This is a genomic window from Geobacillus lituanicus (genome assembly GCF_050994965.1).
GTDB lineage: Bacteria > Bacillota > Bacilli > Bacillales > Anoxybacillaceae > Geobacillus > Geobacillus stearothermophilus.
Genome location: NZ_CP194773.1, coordinates 2,155,668 through 2,180,297, shown reverse-complemented (window position 1 = coordinate 2,180,297; position 24,630 = coordinate 2,155,668). Strand labels below are relative to the sequence as shown.

23 protein-coding genes and 3 pseudogenes are annotated in these 24,630 nt (G+C 51.0%); 14 read left to right on the top strand and 12 right to left on the bottom strand.

Features of this window, described 5'->3' with window-relative positions:
* The first annotated feature begins 162 nt into the window (after positions 1-162).
* The 5 genes and pseudogenes from ACR1UW_RS11025 to ACR1UW_RS11005 form a co-directional block, all read left to right on the top strand.
* Positions 163-1,266 carry an ABC transporter ATP-binding protein gene (locus tag ACR1UW_RS11025; RefSeq protein ID WP_033012400.1) on the top strand — a complete coding sequence of 368 codons (1,104 nt, stop codon included), beginning with the start codon at positions 163-165 and terminating at the stop codon, positions 1,264-1,266.
* Positions 1,263-2,207 (top strand): carbohydrate ABC transporter permease, encoded by a 945-nt coding sequence (locus ACR1UW_RS11020; RefSeq protein WP_021322413.1) that lies wholly within the window; start codon positions 1,263-1,265, stop codon positions 2,205-2,207. The genes ACR1UW_RS11025 and ACR1UW_RS11020 overlap by 4 nt, the downstream gene beginning before the upstream one ends.
* Positions 2,204-3,016, top strand: coding sequence for a carbohydrate ABC transporter permease (locus ACR1UW_RS11015; RefSeq protein ID WP_025039051.1), 813 nt, complete (start codon positions 2,204-2,206; stop codon positions 3,014-3,016). Before ACR1UW_RS11020 ends, ACR1UW_RS11015 begins: the two co-directional genes overlap by 4 nt.
* 17 nt (positions 3,017-3,033) lie before the next feature.
* On the top strand, positions 3,034-4,353 hold the full coding sequence (locus ACR1UW_RS11010; protein WP_498933320.1) for an ABC transporter substrate-binding protein: 1,320 nt from the start codon (positions 3,034-3,036) through the stop codon (positions 4,351-4,353).
* A gap of 834 nt (positions 4,354-5,187) precedes the next feature.
* Positions 5,188-5,397 (top strand): annotated as a pseudogene (locus tag ACR1UW_RS11005) (PTS transporter subunit IIC); the annotation flags it as partial.
* A 150-nt stretch (positions 5,398-5,547) separates the two neighbouring features.
* On the opposite strand, the gene ACR1UW_RS11000 reads toward ACR1UW_RS11005, so the two are convergent.
* Positions 5,548-5,979 (bottom strand): hypothetical protein, encoded by a 432-nt coding sequence (locus ACR1UW_RS11000; protein WP_498933318.1) that lies wholly within the window; start codon positions 5,977-5,979, stop codon positions 5,548-5,550.
* A gap of 241 nt (positions 5,980-6,220) precedes the next feature.
* Here ACR1UW_RS11000 and ACR1UW_RS10995 point away from each other — a divergent pair, with 241 nt between their 5' ends.
* Positions 6,221-7,372 (top strand): CapA family protein, encoded by a 1,152-nt coding sequence (locus ACR1UW_RS10995; RefSeq protein WP_498933316.1) that lies wholly within the window; start codon positions 6,221-6,223, stop codon positions 7,370-7,372.
* A gap of 45 nt (positions 7,373-7,417) precedes the next feature.
* On the opposite strand, the gene srtD is transcribed toward ACR1UW_RS10995, so the two are convergent.
* Entirely contained in the window at positions 7,418-8,011 is a 594-nt protein-coding gene (srtD, locus tag ACR1UW_RS10990; RefSeq protein ID WP_063210827.1) for a class D sortase, LPxTATN-specific, read from the bottom strand.
* Positions 8,012-9,325, bottom strand: a complete 1,314-nt coding sequence (locus ACR1UW_RS10985; RefSeq protein ID WP_498933314.1) for a processed acidic surface protein — start codon at positions 9,323-9,325, stop codon at positions 8,012-8,014. It abuts the gene before it with no gap.
* A 198-nt stretch (positions 9,326-9,523) separates the two neighbouring features.
* On the opposite strand from ACR1UW_RS10985, the gene ACR1UW_RS10980 reads away from it, so the two are divergent.
* The 3 genes from ACR1UW_RS10980 to ACR1UW_RS10970 all read left to right on the top strand — a co-directional run bounded on the left by ACR1UW_RS10980 (position 9,524) and on the right by ACR1UW_RS10970 (position 12,358).
* A complete protein-coding gene (locus ACR1UW_RS10980) occupies positions 9,524-9,844 on the top strand; it encodes a hypothetical protein (RefSeq protein WP_015375079.1) in 321 nt (106 codons plus the stop codon).
* Positions 9,845-10,096: 252 nt separating this feature from the next.
* Positions 10,097-11,071, top strand: a complete 975-nt coding sequence (locus ACR1UW_RS10975) for an MBL fold metallo-hydrolase (RefSeq protein WP_055358154.1) — start codon at positions 10,097-10,099, stop codon at positions 11,069-11,071.
* Positions 11,072-11,380: 309 nt separating this feature from the next.
* A complete protein-coding gene (locus ACR1UW_RS10970) occupies positions 11,381-12,358 on the top strand; it encodes a bile acid:sodium symporter family protein (protein WP_498933311.1) in 978 nt (325 codons plus the stop codon).
* Positions 12,359-12,492: 134 nt separating this feature from the next.
* Here the strand turns inward: ACR1UW_RS10970 and ACR1UW_RS10965 are convergent, their stop codons facing one another.
* Positions 12,493-13,314 carry a rhamnogalacturonan acetylesterase gene (locus tag ACR1UW_RS10965; RefSeq protein ID WP_498933309.1) on the bottom strand — a complete coding sequence of 274 codons (822 nt, stop codon included), beginning with the start codon at positions 13,312-13,314 and terminating at the stop codon, positions 12,493-12,495.
* Positions 13,315-13,404: 90 nt separating this feature from the next.
* Positions 13,405-13,860, bottom strand: coding sequence for a CBO0543 family protein (locus ACR1UW_RS10960; protein WP_498933307.1), 456 nt, complete (start codon positions 13,858-13,860; stop codon positions 13,405-13,407).
* Positions 13,861-14,040: 180 nt separating this feature from the next.
* Between ACR1UW_RS10960 and ACR1UW_RS10955 the strand changes: the two genes are divergently transcribed.
* The 4 genes and pseudogenes from ACR1UW_RS10955 (at position 14,041) to ACR1UW_RS10940 (ending at position 17,088) form a co-directional block, all read left to right on the top strand.
* The gene (locus tag ACR1UW_RS10955) at positions 14,041-15,291 is read left to right on the top strand and encodes an esterase/lipase family protein (RefSeq protein WP_498935303.1); all 1,251 of its coding nucleotides are present in this window, start codon (positions 14,041-14,043) and stop codon (positions 15,289-15,291) included.
* Positions 15,292-15,418: 127 nt separating this feature from the next.
* Positions 15,419-16,007, top strand: a pseudogene (locus tag ACR1UW_RS10950) (Uma2 family endonuclease).
* A 2-nt stretch (positions 16,008-16,009) separates the two neighbouring features.
* The gene (locus ACR1UW_RS10945) at positions 16,010-16,315 is read left to right on the top strand and encodes a 4a-hydroxytetrahydrobiopterin dehydratase (protein ID WP_498933305.1); all 306 of its coding nucleotides are present in this window, start codon (positions 16,010-16,012) and stop codon (positions 16,313-16,315) included.
* Positions 16,312-17,088 (top strand): 3-hydroxybutyrate dehydrogenase, encoded by a 777-nt coding sequence (locus ACR1UW_RS10940; protein ID WP_498933303.1) that lies wholly within the window; start codon positions 16,312-16,314, stop codon positions 17,086-17,088. The genes ACR1UW_RS10945 and ACR1UW_RS10940 overlap by 4 nt, the downstream gene beginning before the upstream one ends.
* Positions 17,089-17,141: 53 nt before the next feature.
* Here ACR1UW_RS10940 and ACR1UW_RS10935 read toward each other — a convergent pair whose 3' ends face one another.
* Entirely contained in the window at positions 17,142-17,669 is a 528-nt protein-coding gene (locus ACR1UW_RS10935; protein ID WP_015375055.1) for a YceI family protein, read from the bottom strand.
* Between the two features lie 157 nt (positions 17,670-17,826).
* Between ACR1UW_RS10935 and ACR1UW_RS10930 the strand changes: the two are divergent.
* A pseudogene (locus tag ACR1UW_RS10930) lies at positions 17,827-17,996 on the top strand (MurR/RpiR family transcriptional regulator); the annotation flags it as partial.
* Between the two features lie 327 nt (positions 17,997-18,323).
* Here ACR1UW_RS10930 and ACR1UW_RS10925 read toward each other — a convergent pair.
* The 6 genes from ACR1UW_RS10925 to ACR1UW_RS10900 form a co-directional block, all read right to left on the bottom strand.
* A complete protein-coding gene (locus ACR1UW_RS10925; RefSeq protein ID WP_095859480.1) occupies positions 18,324-19,223 on the bottom strand; it encodes a response regulator in 900 nt (299 codons plus the stop codon).
* Between the two features lie 29 nt (positions 19,224-19,252).
* The gene (locus ACR1UW_RS10920; RefSeq protein WP_498933300.1) at positions 19,253-20,509 is read right to left on the bottom strand and encodes a sensor histidine kinase; all 1,257 of its coding nucleotides are present in this window, start codon (positions 20,507-20,509) and stop codon (positions 19,253-19,255) included.
* A 140-nt stretch (positions 20,510-20,649) separates the two neighbouring features.
* Complete coding sequence (gene tnpC / locus ACR1UW_RS10915) at positions 20,650-22,095, bottom strand: IS66 family transposase (RefSeq protein ID WP_498933298.1); 1,446 nt, start codon at positions 22,093-22,095, stop codon at positions 20,650-20,652.
* Positions 22,096-22,350: 255 nt separating this feature from the next.
* Positions 22,351-23,001, bottom strand: coding sequence for an amino acid ABC transporter permease (locus ACR1UW_RS10910; protein WP_023633758.1), 651 nt, complete (start codon positions 22,999-23,001; stop codon positions 22,351-22,353).
* Positions 23,002-23,017: 16 nt separating this feature from the next.
* Positions 23,018-23,671 (bottom strand): amino acid ABC transporter permease, encoded by a 654-nt coding sequence (locus ACR1UW_RS10905; protein WP_025950838.1) that lies wholly within the window; start codon positions 23,669-23,671, stop codon positions 23,018-23,020.
* Positions 23,672-23,759: 88 nt separating this feature from the next.
* The gene (locus ACR1UW_RS10900; RefSeq protein ID WP_011231463.1) at positions 23,760-24,605 is read right to left on the bottom strand and encodes a glutamate ABC transporter substrate-binding protein; all 846 of its coding nucleotides are present in this window, start codon (positions 24,603-24,605) and stop codon (positions 23,760-23,762) included.
* Positions 24,606-24,630: the final 25 nt, after the last annotated feature.

Sequence of the window (24,630 nt, the reverse complement as noted above, 5' to 3'; positions counted from 1 at the left end):
AGATGATCCAAAAGATTACAAATCTGTGACAGGATGCTCTGCGTTGGCAGAGCTTCTTTTTTTATTCAAAAAATATTTACATAAATCAAAAAATAAGTTCAGATGGTGTTTACAAAAATGGATTACGATGGAATAGAAAAAGAGGAAAGGGGAGAAAAGCGGATGGCGTTTCTTGAGCTGGTTGAGGTGACGAAATCGTATGGAGGCAAAAAGAGCGCGGTCGAGAATGTGAATGTCGCGATTGAATCAGGGGAGTTTTTTGTTCTTGTCGGCCCATCGGGATGCGGCAAAAGCACGATTTTGCGGCTGATCGCTGGCCTTGAGCCGCTGACATCAGGATATGTATTGATCGATGGACAAGTGGCGAATGATTGGCCCCCTCACGCCCGCCGGTTATCGATGGTCTTTCAAAATTATGCGCTATATCCCCATTTGACGGTGGAGCAAAATATGCGGATTGTCTTGCAGGCGCAAAAGGTGCCGAAAGAAGAACAAGTGAAACGTTGCATGGAAGCGGCGGAATTGCTTGGATTGACCGATGTGCTGCATAGGAAGCCGCGGGAATTGTCAGGGGGGCAGCGTCAACGCGTTGCCTTAGGGCGAGCGATTGTCGCGCAGACTCCGCTTTGTTTGATGGATGAACCGCTCTCCAATTTAGATGCCAAGCTGCGTGCGAAAATGAGGAGCGAGCTTCGACGTTTGCAACGTCAGCTCGGCATGACTGTGATTTATGTCACGCACGATCAGACGGAAGCGATGACCATGGCTGACCGGATGATGATTTTGCATGACGGCCGTCCGCAACAAATCGGCAGTCCGCTTGATGTATACAATAGCCCAGATAACACGTTTGTCGCTTCATTTATCGGAACACCGCCGATGAATTTGGCGGAAGCGCATGTGCTGAACCATTCCCTCTTATTGCAAAACGAGCGGCCCATCCGTCTTCGGCGTCGTTCTTTGCCGAAGGCTGAACGGGTGATCGTCGGACTGCGGCCGGAACATATTGAGCCGGCGGAATCAGGAGAAGAATCTATGGCCGTCAAAGTCAGCCATGTCGAGTGGCTCGGCAATGAAACGTTAGTGACGTTTGAGTTGGCAAAAAATCTTTATTGGACAGCACGATGGAATGGACAATGGCGCATCCGTTTGGGAGAAGTGGTGCCATTGACGTTTGATGAGCAGGATTTCCTGTTTTTCGATGCGTCTGGAAAGCGAATTGGAGCCCCGTCCATCAAGCGGGAGGAGGTGTGGGTTCACCAATGAATGAGCGTGTTTCAACGGTTCCCTCCCCAGCGCCATGGTCGGTCCGGACGAAGCGGGAGGCGCGGCAGGCCGCAATAAAATCGTGGTTGGAAGGGATGGTGTATCTTTGTCCTTCGCTCCTACTGTTTGGCGTGTTTCTCTTTTACCCGTTGGGGAGAACGATGTATTTAAGCGTGTTTCACACCGATTATCAAGGGCACCCGACGGAATTTGTCGGTTTGGCGCATTTTGTTGCTCTTCTTCAAGATGCATCGTTTTGGCATAGTTTGAAGGCGACGGTTCTATTTGCGGCGCTCACTGTCCCGACGACGGTCGCCGTTTCGTTCGGTTTAGCGTTGCTCGCTCATGAAACACGGAAAGGAATCGGGATCTTTCGGACGATTTTTGCCTCTACGATGGGGATGAGCGTGGGAGTCGCTTCGGTGATTTGGATGTTTATGTACAATCCGGCGATCGGGATCATCAATCGTTTGGTGTCCGCGATCGGCGGGACTCCTGTTTCATGGCTTCTTGACCAGGACACGGCATTGTATGCGGTGGCGGCGGCGACGATCTGGATGAATATCGGACTGACCTTTTTATTGTTGCTGGCCGGTCTGCAAAACATCGATCCATCCTTGTACGAAAGCGCCCGCATCGCTGGAATGAGCTATTGGCGGCAGCTGTGGACAGTGACTGTGCCGCTGTTGTCGCCAACGTTGTTTTTTGTCACGACGGTCTCGCTTATTCAAGCGCTGCAAACGTTTGGACAAATTGACTTTTTAACGAAAGGCGGGCCGGTGGAGGCTACGAATGTGTTCGTTTACGCGATTTACCGGGAAGCGTTCGTCAACTATCAGTTTGGTTCCGCGAGCGCGCAAGCCCTTGTCCTTTTTCTCATCATCGCCATCGTCACGTTTTTGCAGTTTCGGTTTGCTGAGAGGAAGGTGCACTACCAATGAAAATAGCGCGGGCAACGGCTCACTATGTGTTGTTATGCCTATGCTCGGTTGTAATCTTGTTTCCAGTGGCTTATGCTCTTCTGATGAGTTTGATGGATGGAGCCGCTATTTTGTCAGGACGCCTATGGCCTGAGAAGGGGACATTGGTCAATTATGAGGCCGCGTTTCAACAGGCTCCGCTTGGGAGATATTTATGGAACAGCTTTTTTGTGGCTTTCATGATTACAGTGGGGCGCCTCATCGTGTCAAGTCTCGCCGCTTTCGCTTTTGTGTTTCTCCGCTTTCCCGGTCGGGATCGGTGGTTTTACGTGTGCATTGCCACGATGCTCGTTCCGTGGGAAGCGACTGTGATCCCAAATTTTTTGACCATCCAAGCGCTTGGCTGGACAAACCATTACGCAGGACTCATCGTGCCGTTTTGGGCGATGGCGTTTGGCATCTTTTTATTGCGGCAACAGTTTAAGCAAATTCCGCACGAGCTGTATGAGGCGGCGCAGTTATCTGGGATGGGGAATTTCCGCTTTTTTTGCCGCGTCGTGCTGCCGCTTTCAAAAACGAGTTTGGTGACGCTGGCTGTTTATAGTTTTTTGGACGCTTGGAATATGTATTTATGGCCGCTGCTCGTTACAAACGATGACCGTGTCCGCACCGTGCAGATCGGGCTCAAGCAGCTGCAGACGCAAGAGATCGCCAGCAGCTGGGGCGTCGTTATGGCAGCGGCGGTTATCGCGATGCTTCCAACTTTGTTGCTGTTGTTTGCTGGACAGAAGCAATTGCGAAAAGGGCTTATGCAAGGAGCGATTCAATAGCGAGGAGGAGAAACAAGATGAGAAAGGTTTTAGCCAGTTTCTTAGCTTTAATGTTTATTGGATTTGCCGCGGGATGCTCAAGCGAAGATGCGGGCGAAGCGGCGGGAGGCAAAACAGAAGTGGTGTTTTGGCATTCGATGAGCGGGGATTTGGAGCCGGTCTTAAATGACATTGTCGCTGATTTTAACCAAACCCATCCAGAGATTGAGGTGAAGCCAGTATTTCAAGGCACCTATGAGGAGGCGCTGACGAAATGGAATGCGGCAGCAGGGACAAAAGACGCCCCGACGATCATGCAGACGTTTGAAGTCGGAACAAAGCATATGATCGACAGTGGAAAGATTGTTCCAGTGCAAACGTGGATCGATAAAGACAAGTATGATGTCTCACAATGGGAGAAAAACATTGTCAATTATTATACCGTGAACGGGCGGATTTACTCGATGCCATTTAACTCATCCACCCCTGTACTCATTTATAACAAAGATGCGTTCCGCGAAGCCGGGCTTGATGCGGAAAAACCGCCTCTCACCTATAGCGAGTTGAAGGAAGCGGCGAAAAAGCTGACAAAGAAAAAAGGAAAAGAAACCGAACGGTACGGATTCTCGATTTTGAACTACGGCTGGTTTTTTGAAGAAATGGTGGCCGTACAAGGCGGACTGTATGTGAACAACAACAATGGACGGAGCGGTGATGCGACAAAAGCGGTATTCAATGGAGATGAGGGGAAGCGCGTATTTGAGCTGATCAGCGACATGTACCGAGACGGCACGTTTTACAACGCCGGTCAAAACTGGGACGACATGCGCGCCGCCTTCCAAGCAGGAAAAATCGCCATGTATTTGGATTCGTCCGCTGGTGTAAAAACGTTGATCGATAACTCGCCATTTGACGTTGGCGTTTCGTATTTGCCTGTCCCGGATGGCGTGGAACGTCAAGGCGTCGTAATTGGCGGCGCTTCGCTCTGGATGATGAAAGGAAGCAGCGAAAAGGAGCAAAAAGCGGCGTGGGAGTTCATGAAATACTTGACAACCGCTCCTGTCCAAGCTGAGTGGCATGTGCGCACAGGGTATTTTGCCATTAACCCGGCTGCGTACGATGAGCCGCTCGTCAAAGAGGAGTGGGCGAAATACCCACAATTAAAAGTGACGGTGGATCAGCTGCACGAAACAAAATCAACCCCTGCTACCCAAGGGGCGCTCATCACCGTCTTCCCTGAATCTCGGCAACATGTCGTGAAAGCGATGGAACGGTTGTACGAAGGAATCGATCCGCAAAACGCGCTCGATCAGGCGGCGGAAGAGACAAATCGGGTGTTGCAGGAGGCCGGAAACTGACCTGACCAACCGGACAAGCGTCCAGGTGGAGCTGCCGGATAGGCAAATCCAATGCTCGTTCGGGAAACCGATCTCCTTAATCAGTGAAGGGTTCTGCAAGGACCAGGCATGGACAAGGGCATTTACGTGTAATGTCATACGGAACGATTAGCGATGGCAAAAAAGATTGCCATCGCTAATCGTGTTGATCGGAAAGTTATTCTAAAAAATCAAATAAATAATTTTTTCCAAACTGTAGGGTGCGAAATGTAAGTTGTATCGATTTTATTTTCTTAAATATTGCTTTTTTATTGAGTATGTTATAATCCAAAAAACACAAGGGGTATACACAAATAAAAATACATTATAGGCTATTTCAGGCTCCCCTATATATATTATTTTATCTACTCCAAAATTGATCACCCAATATATTATTACGATAATAAAATAGGCTATAGCATGCAGGAGAAATGATATAGGAGGATTCATTTGATTTATTCTTTGTAATACGTAGTCTATCAATAAGGAGATTGGTATACCGAACAAAATAACTAGCGGAAGTACACATATTATAGAGTAGAGTAAGGACTTGACAAGAACTTCTAATAGTCCCTCTAAAATATTTAATTCCTTTGATACAGTGACACCTTTGGATTCAATTAGATAATATAAAAAACCTGAATTAATTGAAGTTAGTATCCCTGATATCAATTTTATCTTTATATCCCTAAACAATGAAATCCTCCCTCTAGAAATGTTTCCTTGATGAAAAGTCGTTAACGTCGTCTTCTTTTATCGTATCAACAGTTTGCGACTATTGTAAAGATGTTTTGTCACGGATTTAGGGAAGATATTGAAGATATTAAAGCGCCAAAATCATAGAGTTTTCTTCGTGATACACCGGTGGCTATGTCGTTGACAATGGTGCTGTTATTTTTTGTCGTTGCTCCGTTTGCCGGAAAATCGTTTATCGAGAAGGAGTTAAGCGGCGGTGTCAATTTTCTTGTCTTCTCTCTTATGCAAGGAATCACGTTTGCTGCAGGAGTCTATGTCGTACTAGCAGGCGCACTGGTCACAGGTGCGCCGCCCATGGGGTACATCCTAACCCGATGGGACGGGGTGATGACACCCCCCTAAACTTGGGCGTTGTCCGAACCAGAAATGGATGAGGACGCAAACGATCCAAGAATCCCATGCCTTTAAGCGTGTGGAGTGTCAATCTACTTTCTTCAGCAAATGCATCTCCTCCTCCACTCTCGCGATGCGGCCAAGTTGATAATCAAGCCGCTGATGAATGAGGGAGATGTCTTCTTTTGTCGCCATTTGCTCGCGAAGTCGGGAGAGCTGGTCTTTTGTTGCCCTCTGCTCGCGAATGCCGGCCATTTCTCCGCGGAGGCTGGCGATTTCATGGCGCATGCCGTCTTGAATGCTGCGCTGTTCGAGTTGATTGTCGCGGATCGCTTTGATCATTTCCGTGTTTTCTTTCATCTGCTCCTTCAGCCAGCGCAGCTTTTCTTCCTGTTTGTCCACTCGTTGTTCAAGTTGGCCTAATTTTTGCTTCACCGTTTGCATGTCTTGTTTCAGGACGGACATGTCATCGACAAGCCCTTGGACAAGCGTCGTTAACTGCCGCAACAGCTCTTCCATGAAGAAACCTCCTTACATTATTAAAGATGGGATTCACTTGGGGCGTTTCGACCATGAAACGTGAGGAGGACAAGGTGTGGAATTCGGGGAGGAAACGCCTGCAAGCTCATTATATCATGGCTTGGCTAGGGCATCACTCCTAAATTGAGGGAAAGAAAAGGGATAAATAGGGGGTGTGTTGAATACGTCATTAGCAGAAGTTTTCGTCTTTTGAAGAAAATAGATGGATAGGAGAGGGAAGATGAACGCATGGATCAAGAGGAGAAATGCGGCGCTTATATGCATGGCGTCTGTCTTTTTATTTTCTTGCAGCAATGCGGCTGATCGCAGCGTCGAGGAAGTGCTGGCGGCGCCAACCGCGGGGCAAACAATCGAGCATCTACCGTTGCCGAGTCCGATCGATAAGATGGCGATAGCGTCAGCCTCTGCCAAACAAGCGGCGCCGAACCCGAACGAAGTGCGCATCACCATCAGCGCGGCGGGCGATGTGACGCTTGGGCGTGATGAAAACTACGGTTATGCGTATTCGTTTGATGAAGAAGTGAAAAAGCACGGCTTGCGCTATTTTACGAAATACATTGAGCCGATCTTCAAAAAGGACGATTTTACGACCGTCAATTTGGAAACGACGCTGACGACCTCGACGCGCAAGGCAAGCAAGACATTTCGTTTCCGCGGCCACCCGAGTTATGCGAAAATCTTAACTTATGGCGGCATTGAGGCGGTGAATCTGGCCAATAATCATACATACGATTACTTGCAACGAGGATACAATGACACGATTGCCAGTTTAAAAAAGGAAAACATCGGTTATTTCGGCCGTACGCTTCGGCTCATGAAAACGGTCAAAGGCATTCAAGTCGGGGCGCTCGGCTATGAAGGTTGGAGCAATACCAGCACGTTGCGCAAGCAAATCGCCAACGATATTCGCACGCTTCGGAAACAAGGAGACGACATCATTCTAGTCCATTTCCACTGGGGAGTGGAACGAAGCTATGTGCCAAACAGCACGCAAAAGGCGCTCGGCCGCTTTGCGATTGACAGCGGCGCCGATTTGGTCGTCGGCCATCATCCGCATGTCATTCAAGGGATTGAGGAGTATAAAGGGAAGTTCATCGTCTACAGCCTCGGCAATTTTATGTTCGGCGGAAACAAAAACCCGAGCGACAAAGATACGTTTGTTTTCCAGCAGGTGTTTTCTTTTCAAAACGGCAAGCGGACAGCCAAAAAAGAAATCCGCGTCATCCCATTTCGCATTTCATCGGTGACGACAAGAAACAATTATCAGCCGATGCCGTTAGCGGGAGGGGAAGCAGCCCGAGTGAAACGGAAAATTGTTTCGCTGTCGGCGAAAATCAAAAAGCCGACTTGGACCGCGTACGAAGTGAAGTAAAAAAGGATGGCCCTTGTTTCGGCCATCCTTTCGCTTTTTGCAAGGTTAAGAGCGATCATTGATTAAGTTGGCGACGAGCACGTACCGCTGCGGAGCAGGGCCGACGTAGCGGAACGGATAGCACGTGGAAACGGTGAGTGTCGCTTTCGGCTTTGGAACGATGACCGTCCGGTCGTCGGCGTCGACGATGCGCACTTTGCGCACTTTATAGGTGAATGTGCCGGCGGACGTACGGACGATCAAGATATCGCCTTGGCCGACTTCGCCAAGACGGCGGAAGACCGTGTCGCGATGGCCAGAAAGCACGCAATTGTCCGCCTCTCCTGGCAGGACACTGCCGGCGTAATGGCCGACCCCTTTTTCCAACTCGTCTTCATCTGTACCGTGGTAAATCGCTAGGCTCATGTTGAGCTTCGGGATGATGAGTTCGCCGATTTGTTCGCCGATTTTGGGCTGTTTTGGGTAGAGTGAACTTTGGATTTGCATCGGCGCAGCGCCTGTTTGTCTCTCTATTTCAACAGACAGCGGCTTGACCGCCTCGAGGCCGTTTTTCCACTTCAAGCCGCTAACGGCGGCTACGGCGATTCCTGCTGCGATCAAGCTTGCTCCAAAAAAGCGCACGAGCCGTTTCCGGTTCATTTATTTCGCCTCGGCTCCTTGTCGGAAGCGGACAAGGAATGCGCCAGCACCGATTAAGGTCAAACCAAAAAGCATATAAGCGGCATACGGGGATGCCGTCTTCGGCAGTTTCGCTCCGGCTTCGGTCCGCTTCAGCGGTTTCGGCGGCGCCGGTTTCACCACTTTTTCGATTTTCGCTGCCTGGCCGCTCTGTTGCAAGTCTTCGCCGATTTCATCGAATATGTCGGAGGCAAACATCTCTTCGGTCACGACAAAATCAGCCAGCAGCTCGCCTTCGGTGCTGTAAATTTCAACAAGCAAATCGTAGCCGTTCGCTGATTCCATTGTCAGCAGCGTCGACAGGCTGAGCGGCTTTTTCTCGCCACCTTTTGTCAAATAAAACTTCGCTTCCAGCTGAAATGTGGAAAGCAGGTCGGTCCATACATTGGCGATCTCAGCGATTTGCGTTGGCGATAGCTCCGTCACGCTCGTAAAATCGTACGCACCGATCGCCTCAAGCCGTTGGCCGATTTCTTCCATTTTTTCGGCGAATTGCGGATCTTCCATATTCAGCGATTCAAAATGGTTATAGAGCTTTTCCAACTCTGCGTCCGTCAAACCAAGCTCGTCTAAATCCGGAAGCAAGTAGTCGATGACTGTCTCCGACAGTTCCTCGACCGTCGCATAATTGTCAAGCGAATCGCCGTTTTTAGACAGCAGTTTTTCCAATTGCGTTTTCGTCATGCCAATTTCTTGTAAAAATTTGTTTAATGTTTCTTCGGTCAACGGCGTCAAATTTCGATAATAATCGACGATATCTTTCAGCTCGCCGATCGAGTGGTAATCGGCCAACGATTCGCCGTGCCGATCAAGAAGGGCGATGAGCTCTTCCTTTGTCATTCCGCGTTCGTTTAGAAAGGCGGCCAGCATTTCATCCGTGATCGGAACGGAGTAATCTTTAAACAGTTCGATATATTCTTCCAGATCATTGTAAAATAAAAACACATCAGTAATGGCCTGTGACTCTTCCATTTCTCCATTGTCGATGAGCATTTGTCGAAGCTGTTGTTCGGTCAATCCGTGTTTGGCGAGCAACTGAGCTAAATTTTCTTCCGTGAGCGGCTCGCCGAACTCACGGCGCAATTCGTCCACGCTGTCAAACTCATCGAGCGAATAGCCTTCATAGTCCAAATAATTTTCCAGCTCTTCGACTGTGATCCCTGCTTCATTTAAATACTGCTCTAAAGCTGGATCGTTGCGTTCAATGGCGAACGCTGAAGCTGGCCATACAGTGGCTATGGATGCGGCCAAGGCAAAAGGAACGATGTTTTTCATGTCGTGACCTCCGTTTGTTTGTATATACGAATTCAGTATATAGGGACATGAAAGGGACGAAAATAGTGAAATATATGGAAATTTTTATATAGAACACCCTCCCTGTTTACATCTAATGTTTTCCATGTATGACTTTTTAGAGGCAACGTATGCTAACCGTTGAACGGGAGCTGTCGAGCAAAAGGAGGTGGAGGTACAATGGATCGCTTATTCCGTCTGTTCCGCGTTCAGCGCGGCCGCGGGTTGTGGAATCCATGGTTGGGGGTTGTTAGACGGCGAAGAAACCATAACGCCATTTGGACGCTCGTCAGCGTAAGCTTAGGAGCGGTGGCAGCCGCGATGTTGGGGGCGAGACAAGGGAGACGCATGGCGCCGATGACGCAAGGCCCGATGCGAAACGTGATTCGCGGCCTCAACCGCTGGATGAGCCGGCGGATGGGAACGATGCAGCCTGCTGCGGCGGAGTTTGCCGAAGAAATGGCTTCTTGGCAGATCAATGATCAGAAAAATCCAAAATAATAAAATACAGCGACTCGCTGTATATTGGCCTAGTATTGGATCTATATAAGATGATCTTAACAAGGTGCCCCGATTATAGGGAGGGGCGCCTTCTTTGTTTTAGAACCATGGTTTTCAAAGTTGAAAAAGATGAAGGGTTGTAGCATAATATTTTTGTTAACTAAATATTCAGAAATATAAAATAAAACTAAGTTGTCTTTGTTGTTTGGTGAAAAAAAGAGGTGTTGATGTAAAGAAAAGGGGAGAGAATGGATGACGCAGATTGAAATGGAGCGGATAGGAGATGAAATGTACCGCGTTCCGATCCCAGTCCCATTTCCGATGAAGCATGTTTATTGTTATGTATGCCGAGAAACGGATGGATGGAGCATTGTCGACGTCGGCTTTCGCTATCCAGAGGCGATTAGCGCTTGGGAAGCAGTGTTTCGGCAGCTTGGAATCAAACCGCGGCATGTTCAGGCCATTTACATCACTCACTTTCATCCGGATCATTTTGGCTTGGCTGGGTGGATGCAACAGCAGACGGAGGCGCCTGTCTGGATCAGCGAGCCGGATTATGCGATGGCGGAACGAGTGTGGGGGGAAGAGAGCGTTCAAGCGAGCGAAGTGGGTGCCATGTTTCGCCGCCATGGTGTGCCGGATGAGTTGGTAACGGACATTGAGGAGAGCATGTGGAAGCTGTCGTTGCGCGTTAGCCCGTTTCCGGTGCTAACCGTTTTGGATCGTTCGGAAATTGTGCTGGGGCAGCGGCGATGGGCGGTCATCCCGGTCCCGGGGCACAGCGATGGATTGATCAGCTTTTATCAGCCGGAATCGCGCCAGTTGCTTGCATCAGATCATGTGCTTGATCGCATTACTCCGAACATTAGTGTATGGCCCGGCGCTTATCCAAATCCGCTCGAGCAATATTTTGCCTCGCTTCGCAAAGTGGAGGAACTGGAGGTGGATGTGGCTCTTCCTGCCCATGGCGCGGTCATTCGCCAATTTCGCGAGCGGATCAGCGACATTTTCCGCCACCACGAACAACGGTTGCAAAAAATGAAAACGCTAGCAACATCGGGGCGCACCGCCTATGAAGTGGCCCATCTTGTGTTCGGCCATAAGCCGCTGACCGCGCACCAATGGCGGTTTGCAGTGGCTGAGACATTGGCGCATTTGGAATATTTGGTGTCTGTCGGTGAATTGCAAAAAGAGGAGCATCGGCATGCAATCGTTTATCGGCAATGACCGATGTCCAGCTGCTAGAGAGTTGGAATCTTTTTGTATTATTGTGTGGCGCATGGACGAACAAAGAAAGGCTTGAACGGATGGAAAAAGCAATGACTGGGCTGTATGATGTGAAGCGAGGCGATGTCGTTTTGTTGCTGAATGGTGAGGGGGAAAAGCAGCGAAATAGCCTAAGGAGCTGGCTGGTCAACCGTTGTCCATCGGTTTCATGAAAATTTGTCGCTCCAATGGGGCGATTACGGTGTATAATGGGGGAGGTGTAGGCATAGCAAAAGAGCCCTTGAATGGTGAGACAGGGAGATGAAACCGATGTGGCAAACGATCAATCGCCGGCTTGAGAAGGTGTTGCCGTTGCTGACGCCGGCGAGCGTAGTGATCGGTGTATGGCTGTCTAACGAGTTGCACGATTATGCCGAACTTGTGCCGTGGCTGTTTGCGTTGATGACGTTTAGCGGCAGTTTGCGGCTGCGGTTGGCTGATTTGAAAGAGGTGCTTATTCACCCCGGTCCGATCGCGGCGGCGCTATGTCTGCTCCATTTCATCATCCCGCTGTGGGCGTTTGGGCTTGGACATCTGTTTTTTGGCAGCGACCGTTGGACGGTGATCGGGTTTGTGTTGGCGGCCGCTATTCCGACCGGGGTGACGAGCTTCATCTGGGTGTCGATCGGACGGGGAAACTTGGCGTTGGCGCTGTCCGTCATTTTGATTGATACGTTTTTGTCGCCGGTCGTTGTGCCGTTGACGTTGCTTGTATTGGCCGGAAGCGTGGTCGAGCTCGACGTGGGCCAGATGATGCTCGGCTTGTTTTTTATGATTATTTTGCCGTCACTAGCCGGCATGTTCGTGGGCGAACGGCTGTCTGCTCAAGCGAACGAGCAGCTGGCGGTGGTGCTGTCCCCGTTTTCCAAGCTGGCGCTGGTGCTTGTCGTCATGATCAACAGCGCAGTCGTCGCCCCGTATTTTGGCCGTGTTGACGCCCGGCTGTTTTTCATGGCGCTGCTTGTCTTGGCGATCGCGAGCTCCGGCTATTTTCTTTCTTGGATGGCGGCCCGATGGCTCAGGTTTGCCCCGTCGGATATTATTGCGTTAACGTTTACCGGCGGGATGCGCAACATCAGCGCCGGCGCGGTGCTTGCCATGACCTATTTTCCGCCGCCAGTGAGCGTGCCGGTCGTGCTCGGCATGCTGTTTCAGCAAGTGCTCGCGTCCCTATACCACCGCTTGTTGAACAAAACGTACCATTCACCAACGAGCGGCAGAGCGCCATACGCCGGAAGCGCCCGGTAGGGATGGAAAGGGCAGGCGGTATGCAGCGCCTGGCGGGAGCAAAAAGGGAGCACACACCCGCCCTAGGTGGGACGGGGGCGGGAAAAAGCAGGCGAGGCGCTGCCGGTGTCACGGTGTTTCGCCGCTGAGGCGGTCTAGTGACCGCCTGTCTGAACGGTCTCGTATGGCGAACGGATGAGGTGGCGGCGAAGAGGGAGATTCAGTTCGACGATGCCTTCGACGACCAAACGGGCGATTTCTTTCGCCCCGCGCTGATGAAAATGGGTGTTGTCTTTGATGCCTTTCGGATAATTGGGGTGTTCGCCCGGCTCAAGCCATAAAAACCACCGCTTCGTCCGTTCCGGTCCAAGCTGTTCAAACCGTTGTTTGCTTTTCGTTGTCAAATCGATCACTGGGACACGTTCGTGTTTTCCGAGCGCTTTCATGGCGGCAGGATAGCGTCCGTGGGAATCGAGCGCCCGTCCGTCGGCAGAAAACCGCCGCCGTTCGACCGGGGTGATGAGGACAGGAGTCGCCCCTTTGGCGCGGGCGCCGTCAATATACTGTTTCAAATATGCCTGATAGGTGGTGAACGGCTCGGTGTGGCGCGCCGGGTCGTTCACCTTTTCATCGTTATGGCCAAATTGGATGAACAAATAATCGCCTTTTTTGAGCTCCCGCAAAATGCGCTCGAGCCGCCCTTCCTCAATAAAACTTTTCGCGCTTCGGCCAGAAGCGGCCATATTTTTGACCACTACGTGATCGTCAAACCAGCCGTCAAGCATTTCCCCCCATCCGGCTCGCGGTGCGCGGGAGCGGGGGGCGGCGGCGACGGTCGAATCGCCTGCCAAGTAGATCGTTATGACGGCCCGTCCGTCCGTTTTGGATGCTTTTCCATCCGTGTCCGGTTGGGCGATGAGGGCAACGCTGGCGGCGATAACAGCCAAGCAAAGGAATGCGGCTTTTTTTCTTCTCAATCGGATTCCTCCTATCCGGCAGCTGCTCGTCTTTTCGGTTTGTTCCCCGTTATCGTTGCTCGCTGCCATTGTCTTTATGCGCCATTTGGGCTAGTCCACCGTTTGGAATCGGCGGTAAAATTCCCATATTATTGAAAGAAAAAGACCGTAACCGGCAACTGAATACCAATGGCTCCATTCGGCCGTGTGGGTGAACAAACCGTACGTCTCGGCTTTGGCCTCCAATGCGGCCGCCAATGCCGACAATGCAGCGATGAGCCCCATGCGCCCAAGGCGGCTAAGCCGCTCCGTGAGGGCAAGAAAGAAGACGGTGCCGAGCGGAAGAACGACGGCCGTAAAGAAAATATCGATCGAAAAGACAGAAGGAAAGGGCCGTTTCGGGAACGCATACAGCCCTTTTCCCACGAAATACAAATCCAAATACGTCCCCGTCCAAGACGCAAGCAGCGCTGAAGCCACGTAGGCGCGGCGGCTAGCGCGCATGAAAGAAGAATAGCCAACCATCCGTACGAGGCCGTGATGGAACGCTGCCATGACATAGTGCATCACCCTCTCGCTGTCGGCGAGAAACGAAATATGACGGCACAAAAGTGCATTTTTCTCTTTCCCTCATCAGAAAACCCGACAATTGCCGGGATTGAATAGCCTGGTTATTTAGTATAGAATATTCAGGCAATTCTGAATAAAGGGGTTCAGTCGATTCGAGGGGAGGAGAAGGAGAGCGTGATGAAATGCTGTCGGGTTATGTTTGTGTTGCTCGGATTATGGCTTGTGTTCGGCCTATCGGTCTCGGGAGGGCGAGCTGAAGCGGCAGTTTCACGCGCCAACGATGCGCCGATTGTACTTCTCCATGGCTTTACTGGCTGGGGAAGAGAAGAAATGTTTGGGTTCAAGTACTGGGGCGGCGTACGCGGCGATATCGAACAATGGCTGAACGACAACGGATATCGAACGTATACGCTGGCGGTCGGACCGCTCTCGAGCAACTGGGACCGGGCGTGTGAAGCGTACGCCCAGCTTGTCGGCGGAACGGTCGATTATGGGGCAGCCCATGCGGCAAAGCACGGCCATGCGCGGTTTGGCCGCACGTATCCGGGGTTGCTGCCGGAATTGAAAAGAGGAGGCCGCGTCCATATCATCGCCCACAGCCAAGGAGGGCAGACGGCCCGTATGCTTGTCTCGCTCCTAGAGAACGGAAGCCAAGAAGAGCGGGAGTACGCCAAGGAGCACAACGTGTCGTTGTCGCCGTTGTTTGAAGGCGGACATCGTTTTGTGTTGAGCGTGACGACCATCGCCACTCCTCATGACGGGACGACGCTTGTCAACATGGTTGATTTCACCGATCGCTTTTTTGACTTGCAAAAAGCGGTGCTGGAAGCGGCGGCTGTCGCCAGCAACGCGCCGTACACAAGCGAAATATACGATTTTAAGCTCGACCAATGGGGGCTGCGCCGCGAGCCAGGCGAATCGTTCGACCATTATTTTGAACGGCTCAAGCGCTCCCCTGTCTGGACATCGACCGATACCGCCCGCTACGATTTATCCGTTCCCGGGGCTGAGACGTTGAATCGATGGGTGAAAGCCAGCCCGAATACGTATTATTTGAGCTTTTCTACCGAACGGACGTATCGAGGAGCTCTGACAGGCAACTATTATCCCGAACTTGGAATGAACGCATTCAGCGCGATTGTCTGCGCCCCGTTTCTCGGCTCGTACCGCAATGCGGCGCTTGGCATTGACAGCCATTGGCTTGAGAACGACGGCATTGTCAATACCATTTCGATGAACGGTCCGAAGCGTGGATCAAACGATCGGATCGTACCGTATGACGGGGCGTTGAAAAAAGGGGTTTGGAATGACATGGGAACGTACAATGTCGACCATTTGGAAATCATCGGCGTTGACCCGAATCCGTCATTTGATATTCGCGCCTTTTATTTGCGGCTTGCCGAGCAACTGGTGAGTTTGCGGCCTTAAAACGAGTATTTTGCGAAAAAGCCATCTCGATCGGATGGCTCTTTTTTTTTGAGGAGCAAGCTCTTGAGTTGTATGACGGCCGCGGATGTCCGATGGTATAATAAGGGCAAAGCAAGCGGGCGGGGGAATGGACGTGAAGCCGACCGAGCGGCAAAAGGAACGGTATACGTATCAAGATTATGTCAAGTGGGACGGATGGTGGGAGCTGATCAACGGCGTGCCCTACAACATGGCACCGGCCCCTTCATTTGTCTACCAGTCGATCGTCGGTGAATGGTATGTCGCTTTGCGAGCGTTTTTTCGCGAAAAAGGATGTGCGGTTGTCATGGCGCCGTTTGATGTGCGGTTCGATGAACAGGCCGACTATGAACAAGCCAAGCATGTCGTGCAGCCTGACATCTCGGTCATTTGCGATCAAAGCAAAATCGGCAGCCGAGGCTGCGATGGTCCGCCTGACTTGGTGGTGGAAGTGCTTTCGCCGAGCACTGCGCTGAAAGATCGGAACGAAAAATATAAGCTGTACGAACAGTTTGGCGTCAAGGAATATTGGATCGTGGATCCGCTGCATCGAACGGTGGAAGTGTACGGCCGCGGCGAAAAAAGGGTATGAGAAGCGGAGCGTCTTTGGCGAAGGCGATGTGCTCGTCTCGTTTTTGTTCGCTGATTTGACAGTTTCGCTGGCTGGCATATTTCAAAATATAGAGGGTGAGGGATAACGATGCGGTTAGCGGAAGAGGAAGTGCAAGCGCTGCTTGAAAAAGCGGACGGCTGGAAGCTGGCCGATGAGCGGTGGATTGTGAAAAAATACCGTTTTCAAGACTACTTGCAAGGAATCGAGTTCGTTCGGCGAATCGCCGCGATTTCGGAAAACGCCAACCACCACCCATTCATTTCGATCGACTACAAGCTCATTACAGTGAAACTGTCTTCATGGCGGGCGAAAGGGCTGACGAAGCTCGATTTTGACTTGGCGAAGCAGTATGATGAGGTGTATAACCAGATGAAGCAGGGGGAAGGGGGATGATGGCGCATCGCACAGCCCTCGTCACCGGAGCGGCGCGGGGGATCGGCTATGAAGTGGCGAAAACGTTGGCAACCAACGGCGTGAACGTCGTGCTTGCCGACTTGAAGCAGGAAGAGGTGGAACAGGCGGCAGAGTCGTTGCGGCAGCTAGGCTGCGAGGCCGTCGGCGTCAAGTGTGATGTGACGGCGGAAGAAGAGGTGAAACAAACGATCCATGAAGCGGTCAAACGGTGGGAGCGTCTCGATATTGTCGTGAACAACGCCGGTTTGCAATATGTCGCCAATATTGAAGACTTTCCGACCGAGAAGTTCGAGCAGTTGATCCGCGTCATGCTTGTCGGCCCATTTTTGGCCATCAAGCATGCGTTTCCCGTTATGAAACAGCAGCGATATGGCCGCATCATCAACATGGCGTCGATCAACGGACTCGTCGGGTTTGCCGGCAAAGCGGCGTACAACAGCGCGAAGCACGGGGTGATCGGCTTAACGAAAGTGGCAGCGTTAGAAGGGGCGCCATACGGCATTACGGTGAACGCCCTTTGCCCGGGCTATGTGGACACCGAGCTCGTCCGCGGCCAGCTCGCGGACTTGGCGGCGACGAGAAAGGTGCCGCTTGAGAAGGTGCTCGAGGAAGTGATTTACCCGCTCGTGCCGCAGCGGCGGCTCTTGTCCGTTGAAGAAGTCGCCCATTATGTTCTCTTTTTGGCAGGCGAACAAGCGAAAGGAATCACCGGCCAGGCGGTCGTGATCGATGGCGGGTATACGGCGCAATGAAGCGCAATAAGCCCTTAGCCTCGCAAATGGCTAAGGGCTTGTTGCTTGGTCGTTCAGCTGAGAGCGAATTCAAAGCTCGCGAGGATTTTGACTTCTTTCCCGACGAGGAATCCGCCGGTTTCAAGCGCGACGTTCCATACCAACCCGTAGTCTTCGCGGTTGATCGTTCCTTCGACGTCAAAACCGACCGAGATGCCGCCGGTGAGCGGGTTTTTCACTTGGCCGTTGTATTCGACTTTGAACGTTTCCGTTCTCGTCACGCCGCGGATCGTCAGCTTCCCGGTCACTTCATATTCCGTGTCGGACAGCTTGCGCACGGATTCACTGACAAACGTAATGGTTGGATAGTTCTCGACATCGAAAAAGTCGGCCGAGCGGAGATGATTGTCGCGGTCGGCGTTTTTCGTATCGATCGAGGCGGCATCGATCGTCGCTTTGACTTTCAGCGACTCGAGTTCGTTGATGTCGCCTTCGACCTCAACGTCAAAGTTGGTGAATTCCCCTTTCGCTTTGGAGATCATCATATGTCTTACTTGGAAGGCGACAGAGCTGTGCGCTTTGTCGAGTTGGAATGTTGTCATCGCTTTTCCTCCTCTTTATGATTCATATTCGCACCACTATCATAACAAATTTATATCTCGAAATCAAATATTTTTTATTAAAGATTATTAGTATGGAGCACAGGGGGCTTTCCATGATAAGATGAAAGAAAAATGATGTGCGGAAAGGGAGAATAAGATGAATGAAATCGGCCTTTTAGCGAAAATCAAACAGCAAATGGAACGGTTTTCACCGGCGGAAAAAAGGTAGCCGCCTACATTCTCGACCATGCCGAACTCGTGCCGAATATGACGACGAAGGATTTGGCCCAGGCGGCTGACACAAGCGAAGCGAGCGTCGTTCGTTTTGTCTCATTCGTTGCTAGCGAAGAGCGGCGCAGTTGGCATAAGGAATGAAAAAGGTTGACCTGTCCTAAAGGCAGCCCCATCATCATGTAGAAGACTGGCCATTTAACAGGAAACGCAACTTCATCATCCCGAGTTCCAAGTTTTTCGCATTTGCGGGTCGTGAAGTGAAGGGGATGGTGGATTCCCCACCCCTAGAAGCCTAGTGAAAAACGGGGCGTCGCGCGCAAATCAACGGCGTTGGATTAGAATCGCAAGTCCGTCCGGCAAGGTTTCTCTAATTGAAAAATAGGCGGGGCCATCAGCCTTCTTCACTAAATCACCAGCTTTCTAGACGCGCTTCAGCTCGAGAAAAAAAGCCGTTAAAAACTTCCGCACATTCATCCGGCATTCCGTCTCAGCTTGGCCGCGTTCGAGCTCTTTCATCCGTCGACGGATGTCACCGAAATCAAACAGCCTAGGTGCGAAATGCTCAAACGTCGGGTTCGTGTAGTCAGTCAGGCCGAGGGAAGCGAGATGGGTGAACGCCTGCAAGACGAGCCGACGGATGCGCTGTTCCATCGCCCGCGCTTCCTTGGCCGTTTCAGTCGGGGACAGGCCGTATTCCCGCTGGACGAGTCCTGCATACAGTTCTTTCAGCGGCGGCAGTTCGCGGACGGGAAGGCCTTTTGCTTCTTGCTCGGCCAACCAGCGCACCACGAGAAGCACATCCGCGCTGCCCGCCTCGCCGGCGACGCCAAGAAGAAGCAGAAGCTGTTGCGCCTGTTGCTCAATGGCGGACGGTTTGGAGACGGCGGCATCGGCCGTTTGCGTCTCAAACCCTTTGAGCACCTGGCGGATCGACTCGAGCGAGCGGACGGCGGACATGTGATCGGCGACGCGTTTCAGCACGGACAGCACTTCATAGCGGTTGATCGGTTTTTGAATGTACGTGTCAATGCCATGCAAATAGGCTTGGCCGATCATTTCTTTGTTTTCAACTTGAGAAATCATGATAAAGGTTCCGGCAAATCCTTCTTCCCGCAACGCCTTGATCGTCTGAATGCCATCACGCCCCGGCATTAACAAGTCAATGAGCACCACATCCACGTGAAGCAAGTCGGCCGCGCGAACGTGCAGTCCATCTTCGGCACAGCCGACCACCTCGCCAAGTTCGGATTCATGAATTAATTTTTCAAGCATCTTTCTCACAACAGGATCATCTTCGATTAGAAAAAAACGAAGCGCCATCTTCCTGTTCTCTCCCTTCCTTGACTTGCCTATATGACGGCATTTCCTTGCCGATCGGCGTTGCGATCGGAGAACATTTCGGCGGCGGACGGTGTGTCTTGCAGGAGGTGGGCTGTCGGCACGGCAAGACGAAACACCGTCTGCCCCGGCTCGCTTTTGACGAGCTGTAGATGCCCCCCAAGTGTTTGGGCGATATCGCGTGCATGGGTAAGACCGATGCCTGTTGACGGATTGCCTTGGCGGTCGTATTTTGTTGTGAATCCGGGCTGGAAAATCCAGGCGATGTCATCGGCCGCAATGCCGGGGCCGGTATCCTCCACTTCGATGATCAGCTCGCTTCCGCGGAGACGCGCATGCAAGGTGACGTCGCCTGCCTTCTCAATGGCTTCGACGGCATTCGATACCAAGTTGTTGAGCACGGAAAGAAGCGGATACAGCTGATCGGTCATAAGATCGATATGGCCGTTGTACGAAAAGGTGATCGTTTTTCCGGATAAGTTGGCGTATTTTTCATTGGCGCGAATGACCATGGCGCACAGTTCGGCAATCGAAATGCGCCCGCGCACCGATTGGCGGCCGATAAGCTTAGAAAGGCCGGCGAAAATGCGTTGCATATCTTTTTTCGTCTCGTGAATATGTTCGGCAAGCTCCAGGGCGACGCGCGGTTCAACGTGTTTTCGTTCGATCAGCCGCGAGTAAAGGTCATAGCTTTGGCGCGTCATGTCTTCCATGAGAGCCATTGATTTTTGCAAGTAAAACATTTCTTCGTATAATCCGCTGCTCACCATAATGAGACGCTCGAGTTCTTGCTTTCTCGCTTCAGCGAGCGAGCGGACATGCTTCGTCACCCACATATTGTAAACGCCAATCACGCAGAAACTGCGCAAAATGGCGAATAACCATAAGACGATGACTGTTTGGCCGCTGAAGGCAAACGGCTCCCCCATCCCATATCGGATCCCTAGTTCACAGGCGTTCGCCAAAAAATCAAGCGCCGCTCCAACTGTTCCAGCCCGAATCGGTGCGGCCATTCGTTGGCGAAAACGAACGGCAGCCGCCATCGCTGAAAAGCTGATATAATACCCGGCTGCCGGAATGTGGGTCAGCACACTTTCTGAAGCGGACATTTCGCCCGTCAATGAGTCAAGAAAGACGCGAAACCCAACGACCACCGCTCCGGTGCTTGCGCCGATGACAAGCGGCGAAAGGGAGCGAAAGGCGACAAGCCCGAGAAAAAAGACAGCGCTGCCGAGTGAGACGCGAAATGGGCTGTCAAACGGATTCATTTTCATTTCGCCCAGAAACGCAGCAGCAGAAAGCAAAAGCAACAAGAGCCAAAGCGGTTCTTTTTTCGTAACTATTCACTCCGATAGTAGTATGTAAAGAAGCGCAACACAAATAGGGCATCCCCGTAATAGAAAATGCCCTAAGTGGTAGAAAGAACACGATCGAGCGTTTCGCCTGTCAACAGAAGACATAACGAGTCCCACACGTTTTTTTCGTGTTTCGTCAGTGTGGAAACGATACTTCTGGTGATGCAAAACGACTGGGCGAATGTTTCTTCGCGGAACGTACCCGAAATGTTCTCTTTGACTTTGACCATGCGAAGATCGCGTTCGGCTTGGTTGTTATCAAAGGGAACATGTACTTCACGTAAGAAACGCAGCGCTTCTTCCTTTCGTTTTTGAAGGCGCCGAACAAAAGCGAGTGCTTTTTTCGGAAGAGGCGTCATCGTTTCTAATCGGTGTTGTGCTCTTTCTAGGATGCGATCATACACTCGTTCCCACCGTCTCGCTTCTTCTTCGGAAAGTGCACCGTGATGGGCTTTGACGGCTTGCTTGGCGGCTAACAGAAACGTGGTCATGCGCATCGCCCACGTATGCCCTTGTTCGATGAATCCTTTTAACTCACGCAAATGGTGGGCATGACAAAGGGCATGGGTGGCATGTGTGTATTTCGGATATGTACCGAACGCATCGTGCATCATCGTCCCTTCATATCGGGGAAGAATCCCGATATCATCGGTCGCTTTTTTTCCACGAGAAGCGTGAGGAGCTAAGTATGTATATGTCGACGTACATGCGACATGCACCCATGCGAGTTTCCCATTGATGCGCAAACTCGTTTCATCGACATGCAGGATGTTGGAGTCAAGTAAGGCGTCTTCGATGATGTCCATATTTGATTCCAGCGATTCGCGTCCTCGTTTCACCATATTGGCAAGAGTTCCCGTGCTAATCGAGTGTTGATATAACGCTTCGATTGTATCACTTAAACGCTTGTAAGGGATCAATTGGATATGATGCAAATATACAGCGAGCGCCGTGAGACGTGGACCGTATTGCACATGATTCGTGACATGGGATGGGAATTCGGCTTGTTGAACACATCGACAATGCGGACACGATTTCACTTCACGTTCATGTTGTGTCACCTCGATCGCCACACGAGGGACATCAAACACTTGACGGATATCGACTTTGAACGGTTTGACGTCACGCAAAGAAGCCCCACATCCTTGACACGTATGCACACGGTGGACGACACGATGATGTGGATGTTCCACTTGACGGAGCGTCGTTCCTTGATGTCCTTCTTGTCCGCCTGGCTTGTTGCCAGATGGCTTGCGAGAAGAATGGGTGTGAAAACGGTCAGAAGATGGGGGCAAATGGCTATTGGAGCTGTTTTTTTTCGTGCGTGCTTCCAGCTCTTGAACACGGTACTTCAGTTGTTCATTTTCTTTGCGTAGTTGTTTGTTTTCGTGACGCAAATGTTCATTTTCTTGAACGAGTTGATGAATGAGCTGTTTTTGTTGTTGAACTTTGCCGATTAAGCTCTCAACTGTAAATACAGCTTGTTGTACCGTAAACATGCGATTCACCTCCTTGTCTATCAGTATTCACATCATAGACAAGGAAAGAAGAAAATATTCAGCTCACTTTATGATGTGGCTGAATAGTTACCTTTTTTCGCTGGTGTCAGTGGACGTCACCGCCTTTGTGAAAGTCATGGCCTAATCTATAATTCTATTATATAACAGGGAAGCGAAAACAACGGATCTTTTTTAACGAAAAGAGATGGCAAGAAAAAACCGTATGCCCCGGCTGAAGAAGGGGATACGGTTCCATCACCGCTGACGGTATTCCAACCGGCGAGATAATAACGACAGCGAATAGTTGACGATAAAGTACATGAACGCCACAAGAATGAAGATCGGGATGACAAAATTGACGTTGCGGCCGTTAATGATTTGCGCATGGTTCATCAATTCCGGCAACGAAATGACAATGGCGAGCGACGTATCTTTCAATAAGGAAATAAACTGGCTGACGATCGGCGGCACCATGCGCCGCAATGCTTGCGGCAAAATGATGTACCATAGCGTCTGCCCATACGTAAGCCCCGATGAGCGCGCCGCTTCGATTTGTCCTTTATCGATTGACTGCAGGCCGCTGCGGACGATTTCTGACAACATGGCCGATTCAAAAATGACCAAGGCCGAAATGGCGGCGTATAGTTTATCAAGCTTTAATCCGACTTCCGGAAGGGCGAAATACGTAAAGAAAATGATTAATAACAGCGGCAAATTCCGGATCGTTTCGACCAGCACGGCCAGCAATTGGGAAAGCACCGGGATTTTCGTATAGCGAATGACCCCGATGATAATGCCAAAGACAAAACTCAAGACAATCGAAATGAACGCCACTTCCAATGTGACGAGAAACCCTTGAAGCAAAAACTTCAAATGGGCGGGCGCGTAAGCACCGGCAAAATCCATCATTTGGCCTCCTTTCCTACCGCGCCTTGAGCAGCCGGCGCTCTAAGTAGCCGACGCCAAGGCTGAGCGGGATCGTTAAGACGAGGTAAAACAAGGCGACGAAAATGTAAACGTCAAAGGTGACGAACGTTTTCGAGGAAATCAAGTCGCCGTAATACATTAAATCCAACCCGGCGATGACGCCAAGCACCGAAGAGTTTTTCACCAAGTTGATGAACTGGTTGCCAAGCGGCGGAATGACGATTTTCACCGCCTGTGGCAAGATGACGTAACGCATCGCCTGCAAGTAAGTCAACCCCGATGAGCGCGCCGCCTCCATTTGTCCTTTCGGAACGGCTTGAATCCCCGAGCGGATTGCTTCGGCGATAAAGGCGGCGGTATATACCATCAACCCGAGCGTTCCAGCGGTAAACGAGTCAAAACGAATGCCGACGGCGGGCAAGCCCATAAAAAAAACGAACACGATCAACACAAGCGGGATGTTGCGGATAAATTCCACGTACGCCGTTCCGATCCAATTGAGCGGGCGAATCGGCGCGATGCGGAAAATGGCGATGATAGTCCCCAGGGCCAAGCTGCCGATCAGCGCCAGCACGCTGGCCTTGATCGTATGGCCAAACCCTTGCATGTACAAATCCCAATGTTCAACCAAAATGGAAAAGCGCAACAAAACAAAGCGCCTCCTTTCTTTGCGGAATCATAGCCTTTCCTTTGGGCAAACAGGTGGGCGGATATTGTTCCGCCCACCGTTTCGCCTGTTATTGTTGCGGCTTTTTGCCGATCCATTTTTCGTAGATCTTATCGTATTCGCCGTTTTCTTTAATTTCTTTCAAGTATTCGTTGATGACTTGCAGCAGTTCTTTGTCTCCTTTGCGGACGGCGATGCCGTACGGTTCTTCGGTGAACGTTTCATCAAGGACGCGATAGTTCGGATCTTGTTTGGCCATCCCCCAAAGCAGCGCGTTGTCGGTCGTAAGCGCATCGCCTTGGCCGGCTTTCAATGCGGTAAACGCTTCCGCATAGTTTTCAAATTCAAGCACGTTGACTTGCGGCGCGACTTTGCGGATGTTTTCCGCCGATGTCGATCCTTTCGCTGTCAGAACGGTCATGCCTTTTTTCAAGTCTTTCACGCTGTTGATCGGGCTGTCTTTTTTCACAAGCAGCGATTGGCCTGCCATAAAGTACACATCCGAGAAATCCACTTCTTTTTTCCGTTCCTCGGTGATCGTCATGGTGGCGATAATGGCGTCAATTTCCCCGTTGTTCAGCATCGGGATGCGCGTTTTTGACGTCACTTCTTTCAATTCAATTTTGTTTTCATCGCCGAGAATTTTTTTCGCCAACCCTTTGGCAATATCAATGTCAAATCCTTCGACTTTTCCGGTTTCCGGGTTTTTCAACCCGAATAAGTTCAAATCATATTTGACGCCAACGATGAGTTTGCCGCGTTGTTTAATTTTTTCAAGCGTATTGGTCGCTTTGGCGGTTTCCGACGATGTTCCGCCTTCTCCTTTGTCCGTTGTGCTGCAGCCCGTTAAAGCAACAGCGCTCAATAAGGCCGTCAAGGCGACGGCGATCCACCATTTCCATGCTTTCTTTCTCATGAACAAAACCCCCTTTGATTGACCG

Excerpts from the sequence above, each read along its gene's own strand:
- ACR1UW_RS11025 (WP_033012400.1), top strand. The coding sequence starts at position 163 with ATGGCGTTTCTTGAGCTGGTTGAGGTGACGAAATCGTATGGAGGCAAA.
- ACR1UW_RS11020 (WP_021322413.1), top strand. The coding sequence starts at position 1,263 with ATGAATGAGCGTGTTTCAACGGTTCCCTCCCCAGCGCCATGGTCGGTC.
- ACR1UW_RS11015 (WP_025039051.1), top strand. The coding sequence starts at position 2,204 with ATGAAAATAGCGCGGGCAACGGCTCACTATGTGTTGTTATGCCTATGC.
- ACR1UW_RS11010 (WP_498933320.1), top strand. The coding sequence starts at position 3,034 with ATGAGAAAGGTTTTAGCCAGTTTCTTAGCTTTAATGTTTATTGGATTT.
- ACR1UW_RS11000 (WP_498933318.1), bottom strand. The coding sequence starts at position 5,979 with ATGGAAGAGCTGTTGCGGCAGTTAACGACGCTTGTCCAAGGGCTTGTC.
- ACR1UW_RS10995 (WP_498933316.1), top strand. The coding sequence starts at position 6,221 with ATGAACGCATGGATCAAGAGGAGAAATGCGGCGCTTATATGCATGGCG.
- srtD (WP_063210827.1), bottom strand. The coding sequence starts at position 8,011 with ATGAACCGGAAACGGCTCGTGCGCTTTTTTGGAGCAAGCTTGATCGCA.
- ACR1UW_RS10985 (WP_498933314.1), bottom strand. The coding sequence starts at position 9,325 with ATGAAAAACATCGTTCCTTTTGCCTTGGCCGCATCCATAGCCACTGTA.
- ACR1UW_RS10980 (WP_015375079.1), top strand. The coding sequence starts at position 9,524 with ATGGATCGCTTATTCCGTCTGTTCCGCGTTCAGCGCGGCCGCGGGTTG.
- ACR1UW_RS10975 (WP_055358154.1), top strand. The coding sequence starts at position 10,097 with ATGACGCAGATTGAAATGGAGCGGATAGGAGATGAAATGTACCGCGTT.
- ACR1UW_RS10970 (WP_498933311.1), top strand. The coding sequence starts at position 11,381 with ATGTGGCAAACGATCAATCGCCGGCTTGAGAAGGTGTTGCCGTTGCTG.
- ACR1UW_RS10960 (WP_498933307.1), bottom strand. The coding sequence starts at position 13,860 with ATGCACTATGTCATGGCAGCGTTCCATCACGGCCTCGTACGGATGGTT.
- ACR1UW_RS10955 (WP_498935303.1), top strand. The coding sequence starts at position 14,041 with ATGAAATGCTGTCGGGTTATGTTTGTGTTGCTCGGATTATGGCTTGTG.
- ACR1UW_RS10945 (WP_498933305.1), top strand. The coding sequence starts at position 16,010 with ATGCGGTTAGCGGAAGAGGAAGTGCAAGCGCTGCTTGAAAAAGCGGAC.
- ACR1UW_RS10940 (WP_498933303.1), top strand. The coding sequence starts at position 16,312 with ATGATGGCGCATCGCACAGCCCTCGTCACCGGAGCGGCGCGGGGGATC.
- ACR1UW_RS10935 (WP_015375055.1), bottom strand. The coding sequence starts at position 17,669 with ATGACAACATTCCAACTCGACAAAGCGCACAGCTCTGTCGCCTTCCAA.
- ACR1UW_RS10925 (WP_095859480.1), bottom strand. The coding sequence starts at position 19,223 with ATGGCGCTTCGTTTTTTTCTAATCGAAGATGATCCTGTTGTGAGAAAG.
- ACR1UW_RS10920 (WP_498933300.1), bottom strand. The coding sequence starts at position 20,509 with ATGAATCCGTTTGACAGCCCATTTCGCGTCTCACTCGGCAGCGCTGTC.
- tnpC (WP_498933298.1), bottom strand. The coding sequence starts at position 22,095 with ATGTTTACGGTACAACAAGCTGTATTTACAGTTGAGAGCTTAATCGGC.
- ACR1UW_RS10910 (WP_023633758.1), bottom strand. The coding sequence starts at position 23,001 with ATGGATTTTGCCGGTGCTTACGCGCCCGCCCATTTGAAGTTTTTGCTT.
- ACR1UW_RS10900 (WP_011231463.1), bottom strand. The coding sequence starts at position 24,605 with ATGAGAAAGAAAGCATGGAAATGGTGGATCGCCGTCGCCTTGACGGCC.